General features: G+C 53.8%; 8 protein-coding genes. 6 read left to right on the plus strand and 2 right to left on the minus strand.

Features of this window, described 5'->3' with window-relative positions; all coding sequences use genetic code 11:
* Positions 1-16 precede the first annotated feature (16 nt).
* On the minus strand, positions 17-937 hold the full coding sequence (locus LOY56_RS03500) for a restriction endonuclease (RefSeq protein ID WP_258619931.1): 921 nt from the start codon (positions 935-937) through the stop codon (positions 17-19).
* A gap of 202 nt (positions 938-1,139) precedes the next feature.
* On the opposite strand from LOY56_RS03500, the gene LOY56_RS03505 reads away from it, so the two are divergent.
* The 5 genes from LOY56_RS03505 (at position 1,140) to LOY56_RS03525 (ending at position 9,376) form a co-directional block, all read left to right on the plus strand.
* Positions 1,140-3,680: a class I SAM-dependent DNA methyltransferase gene (locus LOY56_RS03505; protein WP_258619932.1), complete on the plus strand. Its 2,541-nt coding sequence runs from the start codon at positions 1,140-1,142 to the stop codon at positions 3,678-3,680.
* Positions 3,673-4,932: a restriction endonuclease subunit S gene (locus tag LOY56_RS03510; protein WP_258619934.1), complete on the plus strand. Its 1,260-nt coding sequence runs from the start codon at positions 3,673-3,675 to the stop codon at positions 4,930-4,932. Before LOY56_RS03505 ends, LOY56_RS03510 begins: the two co-directional genes overlap by 8 nt.
* Positions 4,933-5,234: 302 nt before the next feature.
* Positions 5,235-5,408: a Fic family protein gene (locus LOY56_RS26955; RefSeq protein ID WP_408980350.1), complete on the plus strand. Its 174-nt coding sequence runs from the start codon at positions 5,235-5,237 to the stop codon at positions 5,406-5,408.
* Positions 5,405-8,668: a type I restriction endonuclease subunit R gene (locus tag LOY56_RS03520; RefSeq protein WP_258619937.1), complete on the plus strand. Its 3,264-nt coding sequence runs from the start codon at positions 5,405-5,407 to the stop codon at positions 8,666-8,668. The genes LOY56_RS26955 and LOY56_RS03520 overlap by 4 nt, the downstream gene beginning before the upstream one ends.
* Positions 8,669-9,376 (plus strand): M48 family metallopeptidase, encoded by a 708-nt coding sequence (locus tag LOY56_RS03525; protein WP_137204499.1) that lies wholly within the window; start codon positions 8,669-8,671, stop codon positions 9,374-9,376.
* Between the two features lie 137 nt (positions 9,377-9,513).
* Here the strand turns inward: LOY56_RS03525 and LOY56_RS03530 are convergent, their stop codons facing one another.
* A complete protein-coding gene (locus LOY56_RS03530) occupies positions 9,514-9,846 on the minus strand; it encodes a hypothetical protein (RefSeq protein ID WP_258619938.1) in 333 nt (110 codons plus the stop codon).
* A 526-nt stretch (positions 9,847-10,372) separates the two neighbouring features.
* Here LOY56_RS03530 and LOY56_RS03535 point away from each other — a divergent pair.
* Positions 10,373-10,909, plus strand: coding sequence for a LasR-specific antiactivator QslA (locus LOY56_RS03535; RefSeq protein ID WP_258619939.1), 537 nt, complete (start codon positions 10,373-10,375; stop codon positions 10,907-10,909).
* Positions 10,910-11,705 lie beyond the last annotated feature (796 nt).

Here is an 11,705-nt window from a genome sequence, read left to right on the forward strand (position 1 = left end):
GATACAGCTTCTTCCCTTATTCATCGTCGAAATAATCACGGTCCAATGCCGGAAGCCTCAGCAGTCGTGAGGTAACACCGACCTCGTTATCCATCATCAGATTCACCAGACGGTTACCGTCCACCAAGACGATTCCTTCAACAGACTTGGCAAAATCAATAGCATGGGCGGTGAAGCCAGAAGTAGTGATGAATACGCCGCGCTTCGCTTTCTGCCCTGCGAGGGCACCGTAGAAAGCTTGCAGCTCAGGACGGCCAACCGTGTTTTGCCAGCGCTTGGCCTGGACGTAGACCTTCTCAAGTCCCAACTTATCGAGCGAGATAATGCCGTCGATACCAGCGTCGCCTGAGCCACCGACGCGTTGGAGATCACTGCGACTAGCGCCATAACCCAGGCGGTGCAGGACATCCAGCACTATCACTTCAAAGCGGTTGGGAGTCACTTGCAATAGGCTATCCAGCAAATCGGCGGCGGTAGCTTCGCGCAATTCTTGCAACGCCTGCTCAAGGCGGTCATCCGGGCTGGCGGTGGCTGAAGTGACGTCAGACCCAATTTGAGCCTGATCATCCAGTGGGGTCGCATCGATTGCGACTTTCAACTTCACATGCATATAGCCGATAGCCAAATGTTCCACTTCTTCGTGAGGGAGTGGCGCAGCGTTTTTTTCTGCATAGGTGATTCCGGCATCCGTCAGCTTCCAATACCCACGCTTTGCGCTGCTGGACAAGCCTGCACGTTTGAGCCGGTCATGCGCCCAGCCCGCGCGGTTTTTGTAGGTCGTCTGACCGCTAGCGATCAGCTCCTGCCGTTGCTCTTCCGTTAGGTGCAGCGTTTTTGCGGCTGCTTCCTGGGCATCCCGCGTGGGCGCACCTTCGGGCTTGGTCGCTAAAAAACGCAGCACTGGTTCGATGAACTGATCGTAAGTGGGAACGGACATTTTGCCTTCCTTTGGCGCAGGTAATTGTTGGGTCGAGTCACCTGGTCAGTCTGCAGGCGTAAGTGAAATCCTGGCTGACCAGTTGAGCTGTCTCGACGAACTTAGTGGGGTATCCTATGACATTTTGCACGGACATCTCACAGGTGCTTCGTTGCACCCAATTAGCGCACCGTTCGACGTTGTGACAGGAACCTGAATACTTATGGCAAGCGCCAAATTGACACTCGCTCGGCTTGAAAACCTGCTGCTGACTGCCTGTGACGACTTACGCGGCAACATGGATGCCAGCGAATACAAGGAATACATTTTCGGCATGCTGTTCCTCAAGCGTGCCAGCGATCTGTTCGATCAGCGCCGCGAAGAGATTGCCGCAGAAGGCAAGGCTGCAGGCCTGAGCGATGCCGATATCCAACTCAACCTAGAAGATCCTGATCAGTACTCCGGCAAGTATTTCTTTGTGCCGGAGCGGGCTCGATGGAATCAGAGCTGGGTCGATAGCACCTGGAACCTCCATCCAGCTCTCAAGCACGTCAAAGAAAACGTTGGAACTGCACTCAATAAAGCGCTTGAAGCGTTGGAAGAGGCCAATCCAGAGGCCTTACAGGATGTGCTTAAACACATCAACTTCAACAAGAAGATCGGCCAGAACACGCTGGATGACGACACGCTGGTCAACTTTATTCAGAACTTTGAAAAAATCCCGCTGCGTGACGAAGACTTCGAATTCCCGGATCTACTGGGAACCGCCTATGAATGGTTGATCAAGCACTTTGCGGACTCGGCGGGTAAAAAGGCTGGTGAGTTCTACACCCCGGCTGAAGTTGTGCGTATCTGCGTCGAGATCTGCGATCCCCAGGAAAATATGAGTGTGTACGACCCTACTGTGGGGTCGGGCGGTATGCTAATCCAGGCGCGTGATTACCTGCGCGAGTGCGGCGCCGATGCCTCCGAGCTGGCTTTGTACGGTCAGGAGAAGATGGGCACCACCTGGTCAATCTGCAAAATGAACATGTTGCTGCACGGCATCTCCCACGCAGTGATTCGCCAACAAGATACCCTGCGCGAGCCCCAACATCAGGCCGAAGATGGTCAGCTCAAGCGTTTTGATCGCGTGCTGGCCAACCCCCCGTTCAGCCAGAATTACATCAAGAAGGACATCAAATTTCCCGGTCGCTTCCCGGTTTGGATGCCCGAAAAAGGCAAAAAAGCCGACCTGATGTTTGTGCAACACATGCTGGCGGTGCTCAAAAGCGACGGTCGTATGGCAACGGTGATGCCCCATGGCGTGCTGTTCCGTGGCGGCGAAGAACGCGAAGCGCGCAAGTACTTTATAGAAAAGGGCTATCTCGAAGCGGTGGTGGGACTGCCGAGTAACCTGTTCTATGGCACCGGGATCCCTGCCTGCATTCTGGTGCTGAATAAGGCTGGGGCGGCAGAGCGTGACCATGTACTGTTTATCAACGCCGACCGTGAGTACCGCGAAGGCAAGGCCCAGAACCATCTACGGCCCGAAGACATCGATAAGATCGTGCACGCCTATCGTGCAGGGCAAGGTATTCCTGGCTATGCACAGCGGATTTCGGTGGCTGCCATTAGCGCTGAAGACTACAACTGCAATATTCGGCGCTATGTGGACAACGCGCCGCCGCCTGAACCCCACGATGTTCGAGCCCATCTGCACGGTGGTGTGCCGGTCAGTGAAATCGACGCGTTGGCGCACTTCTGGAAAAACTACGCCGGACTGCGTGAAAGCTGCTTTATGCCTCGTACAGTGTCTGCCGGCGTTGTGGCCTACGCGGACTTCTCGGCCGAACTGCTAGGCAAGCGTGCGATTGCCGAGTTCATTAGCTCACACTCCGGCGTCATCCAATGCCAAGCCAATTTTATGGTCGAGTTGAACAAGTGGTGGGAACAGCATTTGCCGATTGTCGAGGCGCTTGCTCCAGATACTACCAATCAGCAAGCGCGGGCGAATAACGTCTACCAGATGCGCTCCACCTTGCTGGACAGCATTGAACGGACTTTTGCTGGCCAAGAGTTGCTTAATCGCTATCAAGTACGCGGTGCCTTCGCCAACTATTACAAATTGCTGGCCGCTGATTTTAAATCCATCGCCGCCAGCGGCTGGGGCCCGGAGCTGATTCCCAACGAGGACATCCTGCAGAGCCAGTTCCCCAAAGTGTTGGCCGAACTGGAACACCACCACAGTCGCCTGACCGAACTGCAAGCGCTGTTCGCTGCTGCGAGCGAAGAGGACTTTGAGGATGCCGATGACAGTGGCGTGCTGCCAGCCGATGAAGTGAAAACTCTCAAAGCCAGCCTTAAAGAAGCCCGTGGGTTGATGAAGTTGGCTAAGCGCGATACCAGCTTCGGTGACTGGCAAAGTCTTCAGCGCGAGGCTGAGCGTATTGAGGTGCAACTGGTTCGCCATAAATCCCTGGAAGACGAAGCGAAAAGCCTTAAGGGGTTGATCAAGACGACCGAGCAAAGCCGCGATGACTTGGTGGAAAAAGCCCGTGAGAACATCACTGATGATGAAGCTCGAATAGTGATCGTTGAGCGACTGGGTAAGGTGCTATTTGAGAGTTACCGTCAATATCTAGCTGCCGATCAACGGGCTTGCGTTACCGCGATTGAGAGCCTTTGGGGTAAATATGCGGTGACAGCTAAGCAGATTGAGGCCGAGCGCGATGAAGCGGCGCAGACGTTGCAGGCGTTTTTGGTGGAGTTGGGGTATGAGTGAGTTATCGTTTGCTCCGCTCACGAAGTTTGCCGATATCACTATGGGACAGTCGCCAGGAGTTGAACTTTGCAACACAGATGGTAAAGGGTTACCGTTTTTGCAGGGATGCGCAGAGTTTGGCGCGAGCAATCCACAAGCTTCCGTCTATTGCGCGCCACCTTTACGCACCGCGAAAGCGGGCTCTGTATTGATCAGCGTACGTGCGCCCGTTGGCACGATGAACTATGCCGATCAGGACTATTGCATTGGTCGTGGACTTGGCGCTTTTAAGGCCAAACCGGGTCTGTCGAACACTGTCTTTTTAAAGCATGCGGTAGAGCATCGTAGTAACTACTTGCACCGGCGAAGCCAAGGCTCCACATTCGCTGCTGTCTCGACTGGAGATGTACAAAACATACCGATCCCTATGTTCCCTTTTAACAAGCAGAATAAAATTGCTGCGATATTCAAGGGCATGGACACCTCTATCGAAAAAACCGAAGCTCTGATCGCCAAATACCAGCAGATCAAGGCCGGATTGATGCTTGACCTTTTTACTCGTGGTTTGCTGCCCAATGGCCAACTGCGCCCGTCGTACGATCAAGCGCCGGAGCTGTATCAGGAAACGGCAATTGGGTGGATTCCACAGGATTGGCACTTTACTACTTGCTCGAAAGTTTGTGAAAAAATTATCGACTGCAAAAATCGGACGCCGCCTGAAACGCCAGACGGATTTCCGGTCATCAGAACGCCAAATGTTCGCAATGGAGTGTTTGTCGATAAGGATCTTGTTTTCACGGACGAGCATTCTTATTTTGTCTGGACAATGCGGGGCAAGCCGCAGGTGGGCGACATCCTTATTACTCGTGAAGCTCCTGTCGGGGAAGTCTGCATGATTCCGGAGCGGCACCCCTCTGCGTGCCTGGGACAAAGGATGATGCTTTACAGGCCAAATCAGGAATTGATTGCAGCGCAGTATTTTCTGTACGCATTGCAGTCCCGCCAAATTCAAAACCGGCTTGATTTAATCTCCGGAGGTTCCACAGTTGGCCATGTCCGAGTAGGGGATATTCGAGATTTATGGATGTTTATGCCTAAATCGCCCCAGGAGCAAAATCAGATTGCTTCTGCTCTCGACGCAATCTCCGAGAAGTTGAATTGCGAGTTGAGCCAACTCTGTAAACTTCGCCAGCAAAGAATTGGATTGATGGATGACCTCCTCACCGGCAAAGTCTTGGTAAGGGTTGATGCATTAGAGGCCACCTATGCCTGACAAGCTGCCCATTAACCTCAATGACCTGCTGCGCCAGCGCACCGTGGAAGGCGAACGCATTGAATACAAGGCGGGATGGACCCCGGGCGCCATTCTTCGCACGCTTTGCGCCTTTGCCAATGACTTTGAGAACCTGGGCGGCGGTTATGTGGTAATTGGGCAGGATTTCCTATGTGTGGTGCGCTTGCCGGTGCATCCACTCACCAAGGGCCAGATGCGGCTGCCGGGGAAGTCACTATGGAAGTCGCAGCCTTGCTCAATGTCGTTGTTGGCGAAATCAGCAGCCAGAACTGCCGCTCGCCATGGGTTTGAAGAATGCCGAGCATTTTCGCAAAGCCTATGTCCTGCCTGCCATTGTGGCCGTTTGCCTAGAAATGACATTACCCGAGCAACCCAACAGTCGGTTGCAACATTACCGCCTGACCGCCACAGGCCAGCACTGGTTGCAGGCCAATAGCCAAAGAAGCACACGATGAGTGAGTACAGCGAAGTCGAACAACCCTTTCTGCAACAGTTGGCCGAACAGGGTTGGACGGTGATAGACCAAGGATCAGGTATTCCGCAAAGCGCACACGGCAGCTTGCGTACTCACTTTCGTCAATGGTTGTTGCCCGAAGTCTTCAATAAATCCGTCCGGGAGAATAATCGCACGGATGAAGGTCTGCCGTGGCTGACCGATCGGCAGCTGGAAGATTTACGCAGCCAATTGCTGCGCCAGCCCAACCGCACCCTGCTGGAAGCGAATGAAGCAATCCAGGCTTTGCTGTTTAAAACGCAGGTAGATGTCAATGAACTGACCGGCGAAGCCGATCCCGTGGTGCGACTGATTGATTTCAAAACGCCTGAGAATAACCAGTTCCATGCCATCAATCAGTTCCGTATTGATACGCCAGGGTGTGTAAAGGATTTCATCATTCCGGACATTGTGCTGTTCGTGAATGGCATTCCCCTTGGAGTGGTGGAATGTAAAAAAGCCTCTCAAACCTGCGCCAATCCGATGCAGGAAGCCTTCGTGCAGCTACAGCGCTATATGCGCAAACGCCCGGAATCCCAAAGTGCTGGGCTGAATGAGGGTGAACCGAGCCTTTTCCACAGCAACCTGCTACTGATCCGCAGCAGCGGTCTGCAAGCAGACTACGGCACCATTACCTCAGAGGCGGAGCATTTCTATACCTGGAAGACGCTCTATCCGCAGGACGATGAGGCCCTCGAAGGATTAAACCCTCAGCAGCAACTGATTGCCGGGATGTTGAGTCGAGCCAACCTGCTGCAGATTCTGCGCACTAGTTCGGTGGTCATGGACACCGATGGTGGCCCTCGTGTGAAGGTGGTATGCCGCTACCAGCAATTTCGCGCCGCGAACAAAATCATGGAGCGCTTGCGTAATGGCGCTACGGCCATGGAACGCAGTGGTGTGGTGTGGCACACCCAAGGCTCGGGAAAGTCTCTGACGATGGTGTTTCTGGCGCGGATGCTGCGGGCCAGCCGCGATCTCGCTGACTACAAGATCGTGCTGGTCAATGATCGGCACGATCTGGAAGAGCAGCTAGGTAAAACCGCGACCTTGATTGGTGGCCGGGTCAATGTGATCGAAAGCCGTCAAGCGTTACGCCGACACCTAGCCACCGAAAGCTCCGACATCAATATGGTCATGGTGCACAAGTTTCAGGAACACAAACAGACCCTGAGTAATACCGTGGCCGAGGCGTTGGGCACTTACTTGGCCATACCGTCAGGTAAGACCTTTGGAGTGGTGAACCCTTCGGAGCGGATCATCCTGATGATTGACGAGGCGCACCGTACTCAAAGCTCGGACCTGGGGGAAAACCTGTTTGAGGCTTTTCCCAATGCCACTCGCTTTGCCTTCACCGGCACTCCGTTGCTGACCGAGCGCCACGGTGAGCGTAAAACCCGCAAACGCTTTGGTGAGTACATCGACACTTACCGGCTGATGGATGCGGTCAAGGATGGCGCCACCCTGCAGATTTTGTACGAAGGTAAAACGGCCGATAGTGCGCTGAATGAAAAGCATGCGTTTGATGAGGCCTTTGAAGACCTGTTCCGCGACCGCAGCGAAGAAGAGCTGCTGGCGATCAAAAAGAAGTATGGCGCTACCGGTGACATCCTGGAGGCCGAGAACCGCATCAACGCGATTGCCCGCGACCTAGTTAAGCATTACGTCGACAACATCTTGCCCAACGGTTTTAAGGCACAGGTGGTGTGCCATTCCAAGCTGGCCTGTGTGCGCTATCAAGCAGGTATCAAAGCGGCGTTGTCCGACCGCATCAAACAAGAACAGGCCCGGGAACTGCCTGACGCAGAATTGATCCGACGGCTGAGTTTTTTGAAAACAGCCGTCGTGGTGTCGTCAGACGGTACTAACGAGGCGGCGTTCATCACTGATGCGCGCAAACAGGCCGTGCGGATGAACGCGGTTGATAATTTTTGCCGTAGTTTCGATTTTGACGATCCGGACAAAGAGCACACCGGCATCGCGTTTCTGATCGTCTGCGACATGCTGCTGACGGGCTTCGATGCGCCCATCGAGCAGGTGATGTACATCGACAAGAAACTGCGCGAGCACACCTTGCTTCAAGCTATTGCCCGTACTAACCGGGTCAAGAGGGGCAAGCAGCGCGGCTATATCGTCGATTACATCGGCTTGGCCAACCATCTGACCGATGCGCTGACGCTGTACGCGGCCAGTGATGAGCTACAAGAGCTGCAGGACGGTTTGCAAAACATCACCTCCGAGTTGCCGGTGTTAGAGGAGCGCTATCAGCGTTTACTGCAACATTTCACAACCTTGGGTGTGAATAACATCAAGGCCTTTGTCACGGGGGCTTTACACACATTGGATGCGGATGCAGCGGTGGTGCATGAGGCCGTCAAGGCCCTGAAGGATGAAAAGCAACGGGCGGATTTCGAGGTTTACCTCAAGAAGTTTTTGATGAGCCTGGACATCATTTTGCCTCACTCGTCTGCACAGCTCTATCGCGTCCCAGCCAAGCGTTTTGGTTATATCCTGCAAGTCACCAAGGAGCGCTACAAAGATTCCAGCCTCGATTTGGGCAGCGCAGGTGAAAAAGTGAAGGCGTTAATCAACGAGCACTTAATTAGCCTGGGCATTAACCCCAAGATTGAACCGGTGGAGTTATTAGCCGAGGACTTCCTGGAGAAACTCAATGCCCATTCTGGTAAAAACAGTGAGGCCAAGGCCAGTGAGATGGAGCATGCCATCCGTAAGCATTGCACTGTCCATCATGATGAGGATCCATCCTTCTTCAAGAGCCTGTCGGAAAAGGTTGATGCCCTCATTGAGAAGCACCACGACGAGTGGGATTTGTTAGCGGAAAAATTGGCCGAACTTAGAAACCAAGCTATCGCTGGCCGTCAGCAGGGTGAAGAGGGGATGAGTAAGGAGGTGACGACCTTCTACGAGCATATCGTCCAGGTTGGCTTTCCAAACGGCACGGTTGAAGGTGGGGATAAACCCAAGTTCAAAGCATTGATGGGCGTTACGGTGGATATTTTGCAGGAAACCATTGCCAGCATTGATTTCTGGCAAAATCCGGACAAACAAAAGCGTGTTCGAGGACTGCTCAAGGCTGAAATCACTAAAGCGGGCATTGAGGAACTCAAGCAGAATCGTGAGCGCGTGGCAATTGAAGTCATGAAATTGGCCAAGAACCGTCATGACGAGCTAATCCGAGCCCTGCGCCGTGGAGACGCATAAATGCAACTTCGTCAGGTTCGAGACATCGAGTATCAGTTACTGCCAGGTTCAGACCGCCAGACTACAGATATCGTGATTGAGCGAGATGGTTTGATCACAGTGCGCCCACCCAGGCGTATGACTCCTGAGCAGGTGGATGAAACCGTACTCAGCAAACGTATGTGGATTTATCGCAACCTTGCCGATTGGCGTGACCTCAACGCCACTCGTGTGACACGTGAGTGGGTCGGTGGCGAGTCTTTTCTGTACCTGGGCAGTAGCTATCGCTTGCAGCTGGTGCAAGAGCAAGATGAGTCCCTGAAACTCAAGGATGGACGGTTCTGCCTGTTGCGCTCTGTTGTAGAAACGGGGGGGCACGAACTTGCGCAGCAGACCTTTGAGTCCTTCTATAAGGAAAAAGGTCTTGCCCGGCTGAGCAAGCGGGTCGCTTTCTTCGCCAGCAAGGTGGGGGTGACGCCGGGCAATGTTCACGTCAAAGATATCGGTTACCGCTGGGCATCCTGTCTGAAAAACGGAGATTTGCATTTTCACTGGAAGTGCCTGATGGCTCCGCTGACCATCATTGACTACATAGTCGTTCATGAGTTGTGTCATTTACATCATCGCGATCACTCTGATGCGTTCTGGAACGAGGTCGACAAGGTGCTGCCCGACTATCGCGACCGGAAGGAGTGGCTGCGGGGACGTGGTGCTGGTCTGGACCTTTAACGAGTAGGCGAAGCGTTAGTGTTAAATCCTGCTATACGACTACCGTAACTGAGGTTAAGGCCTCAATTAACACGAGCGGGGCAGTCGGATGACTCGCTGGAATGTAGCGCGGTTTAATGCCGAATTAGCGAGCACGCTTACATCGACTTGACCGAAATCACTTCAACAAACTTGAATTTTTTCCTTGCTGCCCTTGTGGCCTCTTGCTCCGCAACTAGCGAACTCAGGGTATCTGCTTCATGTACGATCTCGTGCATCTTGCCTTCGAATTCATTGCCCACGCTCAGTGTGACTCTCAGCCTGGGGGTAAAGGCTTTCGAGACTTTCTTTTTCTTCGCTGCCTTTGCCGGTTGCACTATCACGGCATCCGGAACGGTGTCTTGCACGTGTGAGTGAATTGCTGGTGCGGGGGACTCAGACTCACCGAAGAGCGCCCGGCGCATTTCTTCTTCCGTCAACTCTGTATTCATACGATTTCTCGAAAGGGTGTCATATATGGCGTTACAGATTTTATCAGCGCGGCCGGAATCTGTAGTCATTTGGTCAGGCGTGAAGCGGTGGAGCTATCAGAGACCGGCAACGTTAGCGTCTGGCCGGTAGTTTTCATTCGGATGCTGAGCATATTGGTGCCGCACGCTTGTGTTGTCGTGTCTTCACATTTACGCTTTGCTCCGTCGCGGTCAATCCCGTGGCCGGGTGTCAGAACCTGAATTGTTCGAGGCGCATGGCGTCATAGCCAGCGATTAAGTGCTTACAGAGGCTTAGCTGCTGCTTTTCTATGGCGGTCCGTGCGGGGCAGGCTTCGGCCTGGCCGGTTCCCTCGGACGCCGGTTTCTGACCCCCGTACGGTCCGCCACCCATTTCGTGTCAGAACGGCTGGGTGGACGGCTCCTTAATTGTCCGAGGAGATAAGGAAAATGACCTGTCCCCCTTTTAAGCTCGTGCGCCGCCCTGGCCGTTTTTTTCGTACCGCAAACTATCCCGGAGGATTCCGTGATGTTTGATCTCTCGCTTCTAATCGGTCTCCCCAAACCCAACTCCATCGACACTGCGTCGCTGACCCCTGAAGATGCCGCGATTAAACTACGGCAGGCTGCCACCCTTCGGCTTAATGGAGCCCAGAGTATTCTGCTGCATTTTCCGCAAGACGTTGAGCTGGCAGTGGAGCTGTTGGATGACGCCGCCGTGTTGTACGACAGGGCATTCCGGAATTTGACTGGCATCCCAGCTCAAAGCGTTTATCAACAGATCTATGAGTATGTCTCTGTCCCCTCCGCTGAAGGCTCTCCTGCGATTCGAACCCCGTGGGGCGATAAGTATGCTCTGGTCATTAAGGACGGTGTTTGTTGCGCTGAGACTTGGCTAGAAGGCTCATCATTACCGTTATGGTGGGCGCTGTCTCAGAACCGAAAGCGTCATCGTCCAGGGGACTATCAGGAAGCATTTGAAGCAGGCTTTCTGCTGCGGTTGCAGCAGACGCTGATCATACGACGTGAGGCAGTCACTTCCCAATCAACCAGCTTCGATGCCTGAGTTTATAATTGACGTTTGAGACTTTGCTTTTCCCGCCAAACCCTCCGATCAAGCGATCTTTGATCGCGTCGATCGGAGGGTTCACTCGCTTTTTCTCGCAGCCACCGCGGTCCCCCCTTTTCAAATTTGATTAGCGCCAGCCTTCTTTTACCCGTCAATAATTGCTCGTGATCTGTATCGAGCGCAGAGCCGTTTCAGTGTCAAAGCGGAACTTTTCGTTGGGCATGGATGTAGGTGTGGCGACAGCGGCGACAGCGGCGACAACGCACGTAGAACGTGGCCTGGCGCATGGCGACAGAAGTGGCGACAGTCGCCACTTTCTGAGCGTCTTAGCCGTGACGCTTGACCGCCTTTTCAAGTGGGTATAAAAATTGGCGCACGGATCGCTGTCTTTGACAGCACCAGCCCAGGTAGCCAGAACCTTTAAGGCTACGCCACTTGTGTGGTGGTTCTTCCGAAGTGCGATTAGCGTCCGGCGGCTCGCACGGTCACTCCCCAAGAGTGATGGATGCCTACTCGACTGATCTGTCCACTGCGGCAGACGATGGACCTTCCTCGCTGCACTGCAGCAACCTCACCTCTCGGCACACTTCGCTGCGCCAGACTGCGCCCGTCTCTTTCTCCTGGAAAGAGACGGGCGCTCGTACTACTGCTGCAAGCCATGTCGTACAAGGCATTGCCGCAACTCTCCTCGTGACAATCGGCCTGACAAATCCGATTCGTCGCCATCCGCAACGACACAGGCACCGGTGCCGCAGTCTATGGAAAGGCTGCACCTGACTGACAGTCAGGCCTG

It is taken from the genome of Pseudomonas sp. B21-048, from assembly GCF_024748615.1.
Classification (GTDB): Bacteria; Pseudomonadota; Gammaproteobacteria; order Pseudomonadales; family Pseudomonadaceae; genus Aquipseudomonas.